We start from the raw sequence: 15,983 nt of genomic DNA on the forward strand, positions 1-15,983 counted from the left end.
CCGCACAAGGCCCTGCGGGAACGGTTTTCCAGAGGTCACGAGGGTGGCAGCATCGACCCATGACCGATGTTTCACGGCAGGCCGGACAGTCAGCGCAGCCCTCACGGCCCACCCCGCGCGTCCGGCTCGTCGACGTGGCCCGCGAGGCGGGCCTGTCCAAGACGACCGTCTCGGCGGCGCTCAACGGCACCGGACGGCTCTCCGCGGAAGTGCGGGAGAGGGCCCGCGAGACCGCGCGCAGAATGGGCTATAGGCCCCATCCCACCGCGCGTCAACTGCGCTCGGGGCGGGCCAGGTTGATCGGTTACGTGGTGGGGGAGCTCGCCGACGCGCCGTGGACGTTCCTGGAGTCGCCCTACTTCGCCCGGCTGACCGGCGCCACCGCCGCGACCGCGCTGGAGCGCGGCTACGCCGTGGTGCTGCTCCCCGCCGGCTCCCTGCACAGCGAGTGGGCCGAACTGCCGCTCGACGCGGTGGTCGTCGCCGACCCCGTCGCCGAGGACCCGATCGTCGAGGACCTGCTGGCCGCCCGGATCCCGGTGTTCAGCGACCGCTCCGTGGAGGGGCGGCCCGGCGCGCACTGGGTCGACGTGGACGCCGGCGCGGCCGTCCGCGCGAGCATGGACCACCTGCGCGAGCAGGGCGCCCGGCGACCCGCGCTCGTCGCGCCCGACAGCACCACCCGGTTCCACGCGGCCGTGTTCGCCGCCTACCACGTGTGGTGCGCCGAGCACGGCGTGCCCGAACGGGTCGTGCGCGCCGAGGCGCCCGGCAACGGCCCGGTCATCCGCGCCGTCGAGACCGCCCTGGCGGGGGACCCGGCCCGCGGGGACGAGCGGCCGGACGCGCTGTTCGTCGTGGCCGAGGCGAGCCCGCCGCTCGTCCTGGACGCGGCCCGCCGGCACGGCTACCGGGTCCCCGACGACCTGCTCCTCGTCTGCGTGAGCGAGGACGCGACCGCCCTGTACACCGAGCCTCCGGTGACGACGGTGAGCCTGCGGCCCCACGAGGTCGCGCAGGCCGGGCTCGAACTCCTCGTCGCCGTCCTGGAGCACGGCCGCCAGGAGCCGTGCGGGACGCTCGTGCCGACCACCCTCGACGTTCGGGCCTCTTCGGTCCGGCACGGTCAGACGCACGGTCAGACCGCGTGGACGAGCCGGCCGCCGACGTAGGTCCGTTCGACCTTGGCCTCGGCGATCTCCTCCGGCGGCGCGGTGAGGATGTCGCGGTCGAGGACGACGAGGTCGGCGAGGTGGCCGGGGGCCAGGCTGCCGGTGTCGTCGAGACCGTTCACATGAGCGGAGCCGGCCGTGTACGCGGCCAGCGCGCCGGGCAGGTCGATGCGCTGCTCGGGGAAAAAGACCCGGTCGTCCCCGGCCTCCGGGGCGCGGCGGTTCACCGCGACGTGGATGCCCTCCAGCGGCGCGGGGCTGCTGACCGGCCAGTCGCTGCCCGCCGCCAGGGTCGCCCCGGCGCGCAGCAGATCGCCGAACGGGTACTGCCAGGCGGCCCGTTCGGGCCCGAGGAAGGGGATGGTGAGCTCGTCCATCTGCGGTTCGTGGGCGGCCCACAACGGCTGGATGTTGGCGATCGCCCCGAGCCCGGCGAACCGCGCGATGTCGTCCGGGCGGACGACCTGGAGATGTGCCAGGTGGTGGCGGTTGCCACGCCGGCCGTTCGCGGCCACCGCGGCCTCGACGGCATCCAGGGCCTCGCGCACGGCACGGTCGCCCAGCGCATGGAAGTGCACCTGGAAGTCGAGGGCGTCCAGCTCGGTCACGTACCCGCACAGCGCCTCGGGGTCGACGAAGCTGATGCCGGTATTGGTGGTGGCGCAACCGCAGCCGTCCAGATACGGGGAGGACAGCGCGGCGGTGAAGTTCTCCGCGATGCCGTCCTGCATGATCTTCACCGAGCCGGCGCGGAACCGGCCGTGCCGCAACTCCGCGCGCTTCGCCACCAGTTCGTCGATCTGCTCGGAGCCCCGCTCCCGGTCCCACCACAGCGCACCGGTGACCCGGGCGGTGAGCGAACCGTCGCGGGCGGCGGTCAGGTAGGCGTCCGACGGGTCGGGCATGCCGCCGAAGGAGCCCAGCAGCGCGTCCTGCCAGGCTGTGATGCCGAGCGAGTGGAGCAGCTTCTGGGCCCGCAGCAGACCGGCCAGCCGGTCCTCAGGCGTGGCGGCCGGCACCAGCCGGGCGACCAGCCCGATCGCGCCCTCCTGGAGCATGCCGCTGGGGGAGCCGTCCGCCTCCCGCTCGATCCGGCCGTCGGCCGGATCAGGGGTGTCGGCGGTGATCCCGGCCAGTTCGAGCGCCCGGGTGTTGGCCCACGCGCCGTGGTGGTCCCGGTTCGAGAGCAGCACCGGGCGGTCCGGCACGACGGTGTCGATCAGCTGCCGGGTGGGCAGGCCGCCGTCGAAGCTCTCCATCGACCAGCCGCCGCCGGTGATCCAGGCATGGTCCGGGTGAGCGTCCGCGTAGCCGCGGATCCGGTCCAGGTACTCCGTGACGCCGACCGTGCCGGTCAGGTCGCACTCGGCCAGCTCCCGGCCGCCGGCGACGGCGTGGACGTGGGCGTCCTGGAACCCTGGGAGCAGCAGCTTCCCCGTCAGGTCGACGACCTCGGTGCCGGGCCCCACGAGGTCCAGCACCTCGTCGTGGCCGACAGCCGCGATCCGGTCGCCGACGACAGCGAGCGAGGTCGCCCGGGTGCGGGCCGGAGCGACCGTGAAGACGGGACCGCGGGTGAAGACCAGATCGGCTGTGGCCATAGGTGGCTCCCATGCATGAGACGGCGGACTTGGTGGGCGTCATGGAAGCGGGACGGCCGTTTACACGTCAATGGTGTTGACGTAAGGTCCCGGCATGGCCGAGCGGGTGGTTCCCGAAGGCAGGCGGCAGCGCCGCCGCCCCACCAAGCAGGGCGCCGTCCTCTCGGAGGAGCTGATCGTCGAGACCGCGTTGCGCCTCGTCGCACAGCACGGAGCGGAGGCCATGTCGGTACGGCGGCTGGGCGCCGCGCTGGGCGCCGATCCCAGCGCGCTCTACCGCTACTTCCGCAACACCGACGACCTGCTGCTCGCCCTCGCGGACGAGCTGATCGGCCGCGCCCAGGACGGCTGGACGAGCACCGGCGACTGGCGCGCCGACCTGCGCGCGATCGGGCTGCGGATCCACGCCGTGTACCAGTCGAACCCGCAGGCCGCGCTGCTCGCGGCGCATCGCACGACCGGGCGGCCGAACGAGACGGGGGCGGTCGAGACGATCCTCGGCGTCCTGCGTTCCGGCGGCTTCCCGGACCCGCTCGCGGTGCGGATCTACCACGCCTTCGTCGACCAGGCGCTCGCCTTCGCCGCCCAGGACGCCGCCGCGCTCGCGCTGCCGAAGGCGGCGCGGCACGCGGACGCGGAGGTCTGGCAGGAGGTCTATGGCCGGCTGCCGGCCGACACCCACCCGAACATCGCCGCGACCTTGCCGCTGCTCGCCGCCGACATGCGCAACAGCGGTTACCCGTACGCCCTGGAGCTGATGCTCGACGCGGTCGCGGCGCTCCGCCCGGCGGCGGACGGCGGCTGACCGGCCGTCACCCGGGGCGGCCGGCGGACTCAGCCGGTGGCCACGGGCGAGAAGCGGCTCACCGCCGCCACGTCGGCGCCGATCCGCGCGGCCGTCTCCCGCAGGTGCGGCAGCAGCACGGCCAGGCTCTCCTCCGGGGTGGCCCGGCCGGCGTGCAGGGCCACGTTCACCGCGGCGACCACCCGGCCCGTGCCGTCCACGACCGGGGCCGCCAGTGAGCGCAGCCCCTCCTCCAGCTCCTGCTCCACGCACGCGTAGCCGCGCTCCGCGGTCGCCACGACGACCTCGCGCAGCCCCTCCCTGCTGGTCACCGTGTGCGGGGTCAGCGCCTCGGGGGTGATCCGGGCGAGTTGTGCCGCCAGGTCCGGCTCGGGCAGGGCCGCCAGCAGGACACGGCCCATCGAGGTCGCATACGCGGGGAGGCGGGTGCCGACGTCGATGTCGATGTGCATGATGCGGGCGCTCGCGACCCTGGCGACGTAGCGGATGTCGTCGCCGTCGAGGACGGCCACGGAGGCGGACTCGTGGACCCGTCGCACCAGCGCGGCGAGGTGCGGGGTCGCGATCGCGTCCAGGTCCAGGCCGCAGAGACGGGCGTGGCCGAGTTCCAGGACCCGGGGCAGGACCTGGAAGCCGGCCGCGTTCTCGTGCACATACCCCAGGTGCCGCAGGGTGATCAGCGAGCGGCGGACGGTCGCGCGAGGGAGCCCGGTCAGCCGGGCCAGCTCGGCGAGCCGCACCGGTCCGCGCACGGCGCCGAAGGCGCGCAGCACATCCAGGCCCCTGGCGAGCGACTGCAGGAAGCCCGAGCCCAGCTCCTCCTTGAACTCGCCGCTGCCGGACTGCGCCGGCCCCTGGACCGGTGGCGCGGCGGCGGCCACGGTCGCCGCCGTGGCCAGGGCCGCCTCCATGGCGGCGACCGCCCGGCGCAGCGGTGGCAACGCCCGCTCGGCGAGCGACTTCGCGCAGTGCCGGCTGCTGTGACTGACCACGCTGACCGCGCACACCAGCGCGCCCGCCGGGTCCCGTACGGGCACGGCGACGGCGACGAGGCCCGGCTCGATGAGCTGGTCGTCCACGGCGAAGCCGTCCGCGCGGGCCTGACGCATCCGTACGCGGAAGGCCGCCTCGACCTCCTCGGTGACCGGTGACCGGGTGCCCGTCGGCCGCGGCGGGACCGGGGGGAAGCCGGCGTCCGCCGGGTCCCGTTCGCGCCGTGCCCGCCACGCAGCCCACCGCTTCTCGTCCCAGTCGGCGGCGAACAGCGCGCCGGGCGCGCAGCGTTCGGCCGGCAGCAGGTCGCCGACCCGGAAGGAGATCGCCATGGCGCGGCGGCGGGCGGCCTGGGCGACGAAGCGCGCCCCGTCGCCGTCCGGGACCGCGACCGACACCGACTCGTCCAGTGCGTCGGCGAGGGCGAGCGCGTGCGGGCCGAGGGCGTCGGGGAGGCCGGAGGCTGCCAGGTAGGCGTTGCCGAGTTCGGCGGCCTGCGGGGCGAGCAGCAGGTCGCGGCCCTCGGCACGCAGGATGCCGAGGGCGACGAGCGTGGTGGCGACCCGGTCGACCGTCGAGCGGGCCAGACCGGTCGTACGGGCCAGGTCCCCCGGGCGGTGCCGGGCTTCGGGTCCGGCGGCCACTGCGCGGAGCACGGCGAGTCCCCGCTCCAGCGGCCCGACCAGTTCGTCGGGCGTCCCCGGGGCCTCGGCGGACTGCGACATGGTCTGGCCTCTCACTGCTCGTTCGGTACGCGGGAAACCGTACCCGCGGCGTTGACACGACCCGAAGCGCGGATGGACACTGCGCCCCGCGTCAAGAATGAACAATAGTTCACCAGGCGAACACCCCACAGGACAGTACCTCGACGAAATGGGTTGCTCCATGGACAAAGTGGTCGCGTCCGCTGCCGAAGCGGTGGCGGACATCGGCGACGGCGCGTCGCTCGCCGTCGGGGGCTTCGGGCTGTGCGGCGTGCCGGACGTACTGATCGGCGCCCTGCACGCCCGCGGCTCCGAGCGCCTCTCGGTGGTCTCCAACAACTGCGGTGCCGACGGCGCAGGGCTCGGCATGCTGCTCGCCGCCGGCCGCATCAGCCGCGTCACCGGCTCCTACATCGGCGACAACTTGGAGTTCGCCCGCCGCTACCTCGGCGGCGAACTGGAGCTGGAGCTCACCCCCCAGGGCACCCTGGCCGAGCGGCTGCGCGCCGGCGGCTGCGGCATCCCCGCCTTCTTCACCCCCGCCGGGGTCGGCACCCAGGCCGCCGACGGCGGGCTGCCCTGGCGGTACGCGCCCGAGGGTGCCGTCGTCGTCGCCTCCCCGCCGAAGGAGGTCCGCGAGTACGACGGCCGCGCGTACGTTCTCGAACGCGGCATCACCACCGACTTCGCGCTGGTCCGCGCCGCCCGCGGAGACCGCCACGGCAACCTCGTCTTCGCCCGCGCCGCCCGCAACTTCAACCCGCTCGCCGCGATGGCCGGCCGCGTGACGATCGCCGAGGTGGAGGAGCTGGTCGAGCCCGGCGAGCTGGACCCCGACCAGGTCCATCTGCCGAGCGTGTTCGTCCAGCGGGTTCTCGCGCTCACCCCGGAACAGGCCGCCGCCAAGGGCGTCGAACGAAGGACGGTGCGCAGCCGATGAGCTGGACCAGGGACGAGATGGCGGCCCGCGCCGCCCGCGAGCTGACGGACGGCTCGTACGTGAACCTCGGGATCGGACTGCCCACCAGGGTGCCGAACTTCCTCCCCGACGGCGTCGACGTCGTCCTCCACTCGGAGAACGGGCTGCTCGGCGTCGGCCCGTACCCGTACGAGGACGAGGTCGACCCCGACCTCGTCAACGCGGGCAAGGAGACGGTCACCGTCCTGCCCGGCGCGGCCTTCTTCGACTCCGCGCTCTCCTTCGGCATGATCCGCGGCGGCCACATCGACACCGCGATCCTCGGCGCGATGCAGGTCTCCGCCCGCGGCGACCTGGCCAACTGGATGATCCCCGGCCGCATGGTCAAGGGGATGGGCGGCGCGATGGACCTCGTGCACGGGGTCCGCCGGGTCGTCGTCCTCATGGAGCACACCGCCAAGGACGGCACCCCCAAGATCGTCGAGGAGTGCGGCCTGCCGCTCACCGGCCGGGCCTGCGTCGCCCGGATCATCACCGACCTCGGCGTCCTGGACGTCACCGCCGACGGCCTCCGCCTCGTCGAGACGGCCCCCGGCGTCACAACCGATGAGGTGGCGCGCCGGACGGCGGCGCCCGTGAAGACGGAGGCGACGGCATGATCCCGGCCCAGCAGGACATCGCGCGGGAGATGGCCGCGCACCGCGAGGCGTACCTCCGCGACGGCGACGTGCGCCATCACCCCGCACGCGACTACCCGCCCTACCGCAGCAGCGCGTTGCGCCATCCGCACCAGCCCCTGGTGGCCGTGCGCGACCCCGACGCCGTCGAGCTCTCCGGCCCGGTCTTCGGTGTCACCGACGTCACCGCGCTGGACGCCGACCTCACCCGACGACACGCCGGCGAACCCCTCGGCGAGCGGATCACCGTCAGCGGCCGGGTCCTCGACCGGGCCGGCCGCCCGGTGCGCGGCCAGCTCGTCGAGATCTGGCAGGCAGGCGCTTCGGGCCGGTACGCGCATCAGCTCGACCAGCACCCGGCCCCGCTGGACCCGCATTTCACCGGCGCGGGCCGCTGCCTGACGGACGATCATGGCGGCTACCGCTTCACCACGATCCGGCCCGGTGCCTACCCGTGGCGCAACCACACCAACGCCTGGCGGCCCGCGCACATCCACTTCTCCCTCTACGGGAGCGCGTTCACCCAGCGGCTCGTCACCCAGATGTACTTCCCGGGCGACCCGCTCCTCCCCCACGACCCGATCCTGCAGTCCGTCACCGACGACGCCGCCCGCGCCCGGCTCGTCGCCGCCTACGACCACGACCTGTCCACACCCGAACGGTCGCTCGGCTACCGCTGGGACATCGTCCTCGACGGGCCCGCCGCGACCTGGATCGAGGAAGGCCGATGACCGAGACCCCGGCTCCGGCACCGCGAACCTCACCGGCCTTGCGGAGACCGGCCGACGCCGTACCGCCCACCCCCGCGCAGACCGTCGGCCCCTTCTACGGGTACGCCCTGCCCTTCCCCGGCGGCGGCGACCTCGCCCCGGCCGGACACCCCGACGCCCTCACCGTGCACGGCCGCGTGCTCGACGGCGGCGGCGCCCCCGTCCCCGACGCGCTCCTGGAGTTCTGGCAGCCCGGCCCGGACGGCGACAGGCAGGGCGCGCCCGGGTCGATGCGCCGGGACCCGGTCACCGGTGGCCACGCCGGCCGGGACGGGGTGACCTTCACCGGCTTCGGCCGGGTCGCCACGGACGCCGACGGCCGGTGGGCGATGCGCACGCTGCCGCCCGACGGCGTCCCGTACCTCTCCGTCTGCGTGTTCGCGCGCGGACTGCTGCACCACCTGTTCACCCGGATCTACCTGCCCGGCCCGGCCGCCGACGCGGACCCGCTGCTCGCCTCGCTGGCGCCGGACCGGCGCGGCACCCTGCTCGCGACCGAGGAGGGGCCGCGCACCCTGCGGTTCGACATCCGGCTCCAGGGCCCCGAGGAGACGGTGTTCCTTGACTTCCGCTGAGCACCCCGCCCCCGAAGACCCGTACGACGTGGGGCTGTTGTCCCCGGTCCGCGCGGGCACGGACGTCGAGGCGGCGACAGGCGACCGCGCCTTCCTCCAGGCCATGCTCGACGCCGAGGCCGCCCTCGTCCGGGCCCAGGCCCGGCTCGGACAGGCGCCCGCGGAGGCCGCCGCGGCCATCTGTGCGGCAGCGGTCCGCGCCGACCGGTACGACCCGCGCGCGCTCGCCCTGCGGGCTCGGGACGGCGGCAACCCCGTCATCCCTCTCGTCGCCGAACTGACCGCCGCCGTACCGGAGTCCGCTGCGCCCTACGTGCACCGGGGTGCGACCAGCCAGGACATCCTGGACAGCGCCGCGATGCTCGTCGCGGCCCGCGCTCTGCCGCTGATCGCCGCCCCGCTGCGGCGCGCCGCGACGGCGTTCGGCCGGCTCGCCGCCGACCACCGCGCCACCCCCATGGTGGGCCGCACCCTCGGCCGGCACGCCGTCCCCACCACGTTCGGGCTCAAGGCGGCCGGCTGGCGCGCCCTCGTCCTGGACGCCGCCGACCGCCTCGGCGCCGTCCGCCTCCCGGCCCAACTCGGGGGCGCGGCCGGGACATTGGCGGCCTTCGAACAGTTGGCCGGAGTGCCGGGCAGCGGCCCGGACCTGGCCGAGGCGTACGCGGCCGAGCTGGGCCTGGCCGCTCCGGTGCTGCCCTGGCACGCCCTGCGCACGCCGGTCGCCGACCTCGGCACGGCGCTCGCCTTCGCCGCAGCCGCGCTCGGCAAACCGGCCGCCGACGTGCTGCTGCTCGGCCGCACCGAGACCGGCGAGCTCGACGAGGGCGAGGGCGGCGGCTCGTCCGCGATGCCGCACAAGCAGAACCCCGTCCGCGCGACGCTGATCGCCGCGGCGGCCCGGCAGGCCCCCGCGCTCGCCGCGGTCCTCCTCGGCGCGCTCACCGCCGAGGACGAACGCCCGGCCGGGGCCTGGCACGCCGAATGGCAGACCCTGCGCGAACTGCTCCGGCTCGGCGGGGGCGCCGCCCACCACACGGCGGCGCTCGCCGAGGGCCTGCGCGTGCACCCCGACCGGATGCGCGACAACCTGCGCCGGGCGAGGGGGCTGCCCGCGAGCGAGCTGCTGGCGGCCGAGCTCGCCGCCCTCCTCGGCCGCGCACCCGCCCGAGCCCTGCTCGACCGCGCCGCCCGCCGGGCCGTCGCCGAGGGCCTGGACCTGGTCGACGTCCTGCTCGCGGACCCGGAGGCGAAAGGGCGCTGCGACGAGACACGGCTGCGCGCCCTCACCGACCCAGCCGCCGCCACCGGCTGCGCACACCTCCTGGTCGACCGCGCCCTCACGGCCCCACATACCGCCGCCGTGACGGAAGGACCCCCATGACCCCCGCGACTCCCCTGCTCCACCACCGCGTCGACGGACCCGCCGGCGCCCCCGTCCTGATCCTCGGGCCCTCCCTGGGGACTTCGCTCGCCGTCTGGGACGCGCAGACCCCCGCGCTCGCCCGCCGGCACCGGGTGATCCGCTGGGACCTGCCCGGGCACGGCGGCACCCCGACCGCCGTCCTGCGCACCCCCGCGCCGGGCGCGACCACCGTCGCCGGCCTCGCCGCGCTCGTGCTCGGCCTCGCCGACCGACTCGGCGTCGAACGCTTCGGGTACGCGGGGATCTCGCTCGGCGGGGCCGTCGGCGCGCACCTCGCCGTGCACCACCCCGAGCGTCTCACCGGGCTCGCCCTGGTCTGCTCCTCGGCCCGGTTCGGTGAGCCGGCCGGCTGGCGCGAACGCGCCGCGTCCGTCCGGGCGTACGGCACCGGGCCGCTCACCGACACCACGGCCGGCCGCTGGTTCACCCCGGGCTTCGCCGACACCCAGACCGCGCACCGGCTGCTCGCCGACCTGCGCGCCGCCGACCCGGCCGGATACGCGGCCTGCTGCGACGCCCTCGCCACGTACGACCTGTGCGCCGAGCTGTCCCGGATCACCGCCCCGACGCTCGTCCTGGCCGGGCGCGACGACCCGGCCACCCCGCCCGCACACGCCCGTGAGCTGGCCGACGGCATCCGCGACGCCCACCTGCTCGAACTCGCAGGCGCCGCGCATCTCGCGCCCGCCGAACACCCCCGGGCCGTCGCCACGGCGCTGCTCGGCCACTTCGACGACCCCACCGACGACGGCAGCCGGCACGCCGAGGGCATGGCGGTCCGCCGCGCGGTCCTCGGCGACGCCCACGTGGAGCGGGCGGTCGCCCGCACGAACGCCTTCACCGCCGACTTCCAGGACTACATCACCCGCTGCGCCTGGGGCGAGATCTGGACCCGGCCCGGTCTCGACCGCCGCACCCGCAGCTGCATCACCCTGACCGCCCTGGTCGCCCACGGCCACCAGGAGGAGCTGGCGATGCACGTCCGCGCGGCGCTGCGGGGCGGGCTCACTCCCGAGGACATCAAGGAAGTCCTGCTGCACTCCGCCGTCTACTGCGGGGTCCCCGCGGCCAACGCCGCCTTCGCCACCGCCCAGCGGGTCCTGGAGGACGACGCACCGGCCGCCCCCTGACCCTCAGACCGTCCCGCCACTCTCACGGAGGTCCCATGCCCCGCACCACCGTCGGCATCATCGGAGCCGGACCCGCCGGACTCCTTCTCTCCCACCTGCTGCACCGGCAGGGCATCGACAGCGTGGTTCTCGAACTGCGCGACCGCGGCTACGTCGAGCGCCGCCAGCGCGCCGGCATTCTCGAACAGGACACCGTCGATGTCCTGCGCTCCTCCGGTGCCGGCGCGCGCATGGACCGGCAGGGCCTGGAGCACCACGGCATCGAGCTCCGCTTCGACCGGCGCTCGCACCGCATCGACTTCCCCTCCCTCACCGGCGGCCGGTCGGTCATGGTCTACGCGCAGACCGAGGTGGTGAAAGACCTGATCGAACTGCGCCTGCGCGACGGCGGCACCGTGCTCTTCGAGGCCGAGGCTCTGTCCGTGGACGGGGTCGAGTCCGACGGGCCCACCATCCGCTACCGCCATGAGGGCGCCGAGCGCACCCTGGAGTGCACGTACGTCGTCGCCTGCGACGGCTTCCACGGCATCGGCCGCCGGTCACTGCCCGAAGGCCTGCTCACCGTGACCGAACGCAGTTACCCCTTCTCCTGGCTCGGCATCCTCGCCGACGTCCCGCCCTCGTGCGACGAACTCGTCTACGCCCACCACGAGCGCGGCTTCGCCCTGCACAGCATGCGTTCCCCGCACGTCAGCCGGCTCTATCTCCAGGTCGCCCCGGACGACAGCACCGACGACTGGCCCGACGAGCGGATCTGGGACGAGCTGGAGACCCGCCTCGCCGTCGACGCCGACTGGACCCTGCGGCGGGGCCCGATCACCGAGAAGAGCATCACCCCGATGCGCAGCTTCGTCGCCGAACCCATGCGCCACGGACGGCTCTTCCTCGCCGGCGACGCCGCTCATATCGTCCCGCCGACCGGCGCGAAGGGCCTCAACCTCGCCGTCGCCGACGTCACCCTGCTCGCCCGGGCCCTCACCCGCCACCATGTGGACAAGGACGAGGCGCTGCTCGACGGCTACTCGGAGGCCGCGCTGCGCCGCGTCTGGCGGGCCGAACACTTCTCGTACACGATGACCACGCTGCTCCACGCCGACCCGGACGACTCCGGCTTCGACCGTGCGCTGCGGCTCTCGCATCTGCGCTACCTGGCCGAATCCGAGGCGGCTTCGACCTCGCTCGCCGAGAACTACGTGGGCTTCAGGACGAGTTGACGCTTCGTCCGCCACGCGCTGAGAAGGGGGCGGCTGCTTCGCGCAGCCGCCCCCTTCCACCGTTCCCGCGAGGTGTCAGGCGTAGAAGCGGTACACCGCCTGGGCGACGCAGGCCGGCTTGTCGACGCCGTCGATCTCCACGGTCAGGTCGACGACGACCTCCACACCACCCCTGACGTCCTCGACGGACACCACACGGCCGTGCGTGCGGATCTTCGCGCCCACCCGGACAGGAGAGGGCAAACGCACCTTGTTCAGGCCGTAGTTGACGGCCATCGACACTCCCTCCACCTGGAGCAGCTCGGTCCACATCGGGATGAGCAGGGAGAGCGTGAGGTAGCCGTGCGCGATCGTGCCGCCGAACGGACCGGCGGCAGCACGCTCCGGGTCGACGTGGATCCACTGGTGGTCGCCGGTGGCGTCGGCAAAGGTGTCGACGCGCGGCTGGGCGATCTCGACCCAAGAGCTGTGGCCGAGGTCGGCCCCGGCCTGGCCGCGGATCTCGTCGATGCCGTGGACGGTGAGAGGCATGGGGGTACTCCTTGAAAGGCTTCGCAGGGAAACGGGGTCACAAATGCGCGGGGGAACCGGGTCGGGAATCGGCGCCGTAGCGCGCCCGGATCAGTTGCTTGATCAGCTTTCCGGCGGCGTTGCGGGGCAGTTCGGGAGCGAGGACGACGCTCCGCGGGATCTTGTAGCGGGCGAGCCGGTCCTCCAGGTGGGCGATCAGCTCCTCGGCGGTGGGCGCGGCCCCGGCGCGCGGCACCACGACGGCCCGGCCGACCTCGCCCCACTTGGGATCGGGCACACCGATCACGGCGGCCTCGGCCACGTCCGGGTGCGCGAGCAGCGCGTCCTCGACCTCGGCCGGGTAGATGTTCTCCCCGCCGGAGATGATCACGTCCTTCAGGCGGTCGACAAGCCGTACGTAGCCGTCGGCGTCGACGGTGGCCACGTCGCCGGACCGGAAACACCTCCCGTCGCGGAAGGCCGCGGCGGTCGCTTCCGGCAGGTTCCAGTAGCCAGGGGTGACGTTCGGCCCCGCCACCACGATCTCGCCCTCCTCGCCGGGCGCGGCCTCCTCGCCCGAGGGCAGCAGCACCCGCACGTCGGTGAAGAAGTGCGGCACGCCCGCCGAACCGGCGTGGCTCAGCGAGTCGTTCCGGTCGAGGACCAGCGCCCCGGGCGCGGTCTCCGTCATCCCGTACCCCTGGACGAAGGCCAGGCCCCGGTCCAGATAGGCGCGGGCGGTGCGGGCCGGCACCGGGGCGCCGCCGCACAGCAGGGTGCGCAGACTGGTCAGGTCGGCGTCCGCCCAGCCGGGCGCGGCGGCCATCGCGTCGTACATCGTCGGCACGCCGAACATGCCGGTGACGCGGTGCCTTTCGACCAGCTCCAACGTGCGGGACGGATCGAAGGAGGACTCCAGGAGGACCGTGCCGCCCTTGAGCAGGGTGGGCAGGCAGCTCATGTTGAGCGCGGCGGTGTGGAACAGCGGCGCGGCGACCAGGGCGACCTCGTCGCTCGCGAGGTCGGCGTCCACCAGTACGTTGAGGCTGTTCCAGACGATGTTGCCGTGGGTGAGCACGGCACCCTTGGAACGGCCCGTGGTGCCCGAGGTGTACATGATGAGGCAGACGTCGTCGTGCCCCACCTCCTCGTCGAGCGGCACCGTCGCCGCGTCGGCGAGCAGCTCCTCGTACGACGTCCCCGGCCCGCCTTCCACGGCGAGGAGGGCGTCGAGGCCGACGGCGTCGGCCAGATCGGACAGCCGGTCGGCGCTCTGCCGGGCGTGCACCAGTACGCGGCTGCCCGAGTCGGTGAGCTGGTGCATCAACTCCGGTGCGGCGAGGCGGGTGTTGAGCGGCACGAAGACCGCGCCGAGCAGTCCGGCCGCGAACAGGGTCTCCAGGTACGCGGGATGGTTCGGCCCGAGGAAGGCGACCCGGTCCCCGCGGCCGACGCCCGCGGTGCGCAGGGCGTGGGCCAACCGGGTGCAGCGGTCGTGCAGTTCGGCGTAGCCGACGGCGCGGCCCTCGTGCAGCAGGGCGGTGCGCCGAGGCGTCCTGCGGTTCCGGCGGGCGGGCCAGGAGCCGATGCCCTGGTTACGCATGGATCCTCCCTCAGCTCGTGGTGAGGCCGAGCAGCCTGGCCGCGTTCTCCTTGAGGATCTTCGGACGGACCTCGTCCTTGATCGGGAGCTCGGCGAAGTCGGCCAGCCAGCGGTCCGGCGAGAGCAGCGGATAATCGGAGCCGAACAGCACCTTGTCCTTCAGCAGGCCGCCTGCATACCGGACCAGCTGTGGCGGGAAGTACTTGGGCGACCAGCCGGACAGGTCGATGTACACCTGCGGCTTGTGCGTGGCCACCGCGAGCGCCTCGTCCTGCCAGGGAAAGGAGGGGTGGGCGAGGATGATCCGCATGCCGGGGAAGTCCGCGGCGACGTCGTCCACGTCCATGGGGTCGGAGTACTTCAGCCGGATGCCCCCGCCGCCGGGCACGCCCGCGCCGATGCCGGTCTGCCCGGTGTGGAAGACCGCGATCGCGCCGGCCTCCTCGATCGCCTCGTACAGCGGGTACGCCATACGGTCGTTGGGATGGAAGGCCTGGATGTTCGGGTGGAACTTGAAGCCCTTGACCCCGAACTCCTCGACGAGGCGCCTGATCTGACGAACCGCCGCTCTTCCCTTGTACGGGTCGACCCCGGCGAACGGGATGATGACGTCGGGGTTCTCGACGGCCGCCTCGGCGATCTCCTCGTTCGGCACCGGCGGTGTGCCGGTGGCCGACTCCGCGTCCACCGTGAACACCACGCAGGCCATCCGGCGTTCGCGGTAGTACGCGGCGATCTCCGGCAGGGTCGGGTGGCGGTGCTCCGCCTTGAAGTACGCGCCGGCGGCCCGGTCCAGCTCGGCGGAGAGCGAGGCACCGCCCTTCGCGGACACCTCCGCGTGGGTGTGCACGTCGATGGCGACGAGCTCGTCCGGGTGCGGGAGGGTACGGCCGCTCACAGCTGCGGCGCCGGGATGCCGAAGGTCTCCGGGGTCCGACCGACCGTCACCGGCCAGGCGGCGGCGATCGCCTCGGCGCTCCAGCCGCCGTCGGCGTACGCCACCGACACCTCCCGCGGGTGCGACCACAGGGCGAGCTTGTCGCCGCCGATGCCGATGCACTGGCCGGTGACCCCGGCGGAGGCGTCCGAGGCGAGGAACGTCACCAGGCCGGCGACGTCCTCAGGCGTGCCGAAGCCCTCGCCCTTGCGCAGGGTGTCGGGGAAGGCCGTTCCCTCCTTCTCCAGCGCCTCGACGTGCGGGGCGAAGACGGGGATCGTCCTGGTCATCGCGGTCGCGGCGACCGGGATCACGGCGTTCGCGGTGATCCCGGCCTTGGCCAGCTCCATGGCCCAGGTGCGCACCATGGCGGCGATTCCGGCCTTGGCAGCCGCGTAGTTGGTCTGGCCGAAGTTGCCGCGCTGCCCGGCGGGGGAGCCGGCCACCACGATCCGGCCGCCCTCGCCCTGGGCGCGCATCCGCTCGACGGCGGCGCGCACGCAGGTGAATGTGGCGCGCAGGTGCACCTCGACGACCGTGTCGAAGTCGTCGTCCGTCATCTTCCAGAGCACCCGGTCGCGCAGCACCCCGGCGTTGGTGACCATCGCGTCGATGCGGCCGTAGCTGTCCACGGCGCGGGCGACGAGCGCCTCGGCGGCCTCGGCGGAGCCGACCGGCACCACCTCGGCGACGGCCCGGCCGCCGTCCTCGACGATGCGCCGCACCGCCGCGCCGGCCGCCTCGTCGTCGACGTCGTTGACCACCACCGCCGCACCGGCGGCGGCGAGGGAGCGGGCGTAGGCGAGGCCGAGGCCGCGTCCGCTGCCGGTGACGACGGCGACCTTGCCGGAGAGATCCACATGAGCCATGAACGGGGGTCCTTTCCCGTGAACACGGTGCGGGGCGCGGGGAATCGCGGCCGGACGCGCACCGTCGAGCGAACAAGT

The 15,983-nt window shown here is 74.0% G+C and carries 15 protein-coding genes; 9 read left to right on the forward strand and 6 right to left on the reverse strand.

Annotated features, from left to right (window positions below; genetic code table 11):
* Positions 1–59 precede the first annotated feature (59 nt).
* A complete protein-coding gene (locus ACWD35_RS01820; protein WP_451349139.1) occupies positions 60–1,172 on the forward strand; it encodes a LacI family DNA-binding transcriptional regulator in 1,113 nt (370 codons plus the stop codon).
* Here ACWD35_RS01820 and ACWD35_RS01825 read toward each other — a convergent pair.
* The gene (locus ACWD35_RS01825) at positions 1,139–2,773 is read right to left on the reverse strand and encodes an amidohydrolase (RefSeq protein ID WP_451349140.1); all 1,635 of its coding nucleotides are present in this window, start codon (positions 2,771–2,773) and stop codon (positions 1,139–1,141) included. The genes ACWD35_RS01820 and ACWD35_RS01825 overlap by 34 nt on opposite strands.
* A gap of 94 nt (positions 2,774–2,867) precedes the next feature.
* Here ACWD35_RS01825 and ACWD35_RS01830 point away from each other — a divergent pair, with 94 nt between their 5' ends.
* On the forward strand, positions 2,868–3,578 hold the full coding sequence (locus ACWD35_RS01830) for a TetR/AcrR family transcriptional regulator (RefSeq protein ID WP_451349141.1): 711 nt from the start codon (positions 2,868–2,870) through the stop codon (positions 3,576–3,578).
* Positions 3,579–3,607: 29 nt separating this feature from the next.
* On the opposite strand, the gene ACWD35_RS01835 is transcribed toward ACWD35_RS01830, so the two are convergent.
* Positions 3,608–5,296 carry an IclR family transcriptional regulator domain-containing protein gene (locus ACWD35_RS01835; RefSeq protein ID WP_451349319.1) on the reverse strand — a complete coding sequence of 563 codons (1,689 nt, stop codon included), beginning with the start codon at positions 5,294–5,296 and terminating at the stop codon, positions 3,608–3,610.
* 160 nt (positions 5,297–5,456) lie between these two features.
* On the opposite strand from ACWD35_RS01835, the gene ACWD35_RS01840 reads away from it, so the two are divergent.
* Genes ACWD35_RS01840 through ACWD35_RS01870 form a run of 7 tightly spaced genes read left to right on the forward strand, consistent with a single transcriptional unit; the run spans position 5,457 to position 11,986 of the window.
* Positions 5,457–6,215, forward strand: a complete 759-nt coding sequence (locus ACWD35_RS01840) for a CoA transferase subunit A (protein ID WP_451349142.1) — start codon at positions 5,457–5,459, stop codon at positions 6,213–6,215.
* A complete protein-coding gene (locus ACWD35_RS01845; RefSeq protein WP_451349143.1) occupies positions 6,212–6,853 on the forward strand; it encodes a CoA transferase subunit B in 642 nt (213 codons plus the stop codon). Before ACWD35_RS01840 ends, ACWD35_RS01845 begins: the two co-directional genes overlap by 4 nt.
* Entirely contained in the window at positions 6,850–7,602 is a 753-nt protein-coding gene (pcaH, locus tag ACWD35_RS01850) for a protocatechuate 3,4-dioxygenase subunit beta (RefSeq protein WP_451349144.1), read from the forward strand. Before ACWD35_RS01845 ends, pcaH begins: the two co-directional genes overlap by 4 nt.
* Positions 7,599–8,216: a protocatechuate 3,4-dioxygenase subunit alpha gene (gene pcaG / locus ACWD35_RS01855; protein ID WP_451349145.1), complete on the forward strand. Its 618-nt coding sequence runs from the start codon at positions 7,599–7,601 to the stop codon at positions 8,214–8,216. Before pcaH ends, pcaG begins: the two co-directional genes overlap by 4 nt.
* Positions 8,203–9,600, forward strand: a complete 1,398-nt coding sequence (gene pcaB / locus ACWD35_RS01860; RefSeq protein ID WP_451349146.1) for a 3-carboxy-cis,cis-muconate cycloisomerase — start codon at positions 8,203–8,205, stop codon at positions 9,598–9,600. The genes pcaG and pcaB overlap by 14 nt, the downstream gene beginning before the upstream one ends.
* On the forward strand, positions 9,597–10,772 hold the full coding sequence (gene pcaDC / locus ACWD35_RS01865; RefSeq protein ID WP_451349147.1) for a bifunctional 3-oxoadipate enol-lactonase/4-carboxymuconolactone decarboxylase PcaDC: 1,176 nt from the start codon (positions 9,597–9,599) through the stop codon (positions 10,770–10,772). The genes pcaB and pcaDC overlap by 4 nt, the downstream gene beginning before the upstream one ends.
* Positions 10,773–10,807: 35 nt before the next feature.
* Positions 10,808–11,986 (forward strand): 4-hydroxybenzoate 3-monooxygenase, encoded by a 1,179-nt coding sequence (locus ACWD35_RS01870; RefSeq protein ID WP_451349148.1) that lies wholly within the window; start codon positions 10,808–10,810, stop codon positions 11,984–11,986.
* A 75-nt stretch (positions 11,987–12,061) separates the two neighbouring features.
* Here ACWD35_RS01870 and ACWD35_RS01875 read toward each other — a convergent pair whose 3' ends face one another.
* Genes ACWD35_RS01875 through ACWD35_RS01890 form a run of 4 tightly spaced genes read right to left on the reverse strand, consistent with a single transcriptional unit; the run spans position 12,062 to position 15,905 of the window.
* The gene (locus ACWD35_RS01875) at positions 12,062–12,517 is read right to left on the reverse strand and encodes a MaoC family dehydratase (protein WP_451349149.1); all 456 of its coding nucleotides are present in this window, start codon (positions 12,515–12,517) and stop codon (positions 12,062–12,064) included.
* A gap of 37 nt (positions 12,518–12,554) precedes the next feature.
* Positions 12,555–14,099, reverse strand: a complete 1,545-nt coding sequence (locus tag ACWD35_RS01880) for an acyl-CoA synthetase (protein WP_451349150.1) — start codon at positions 14,097–14,099, stop codon at positions 12,555–12,557.
* Between the two features lie 10 nt (positions 14,100–14,109).
* A complete protein-coding gene (locus tag ACWD35_RS01885; RefSeq protein ID WP_451349151.1) occupies positions 14,110–14,997 on the reverse strand; it encodes an amidohydrolase family protein in 888 nt (295 codons plus the stop codon).
* Positions 14,994–15,905, reverse strand: a complete 912-nt coding sequence (locus tag ACWD35_RS01890; RefSeq protein WP_451349152.1) for an SDR family NAD(P)-dependent oxidoreductase — start codon at positions 15,903–15,905, stop codon at positions 14,994–14,996. The genes ACWD35_RS01885 and ACWD35_RS01890 overlap by 4 nt, the downstream gene beginning before the upstream one ends.
* Between the last annotated feature and the right edge of the window lie 78 nt (positions 15,906–15,983).

It is taken from the genome of Streptomyces sp. NPDC002671, assembly GCF_053592475.1.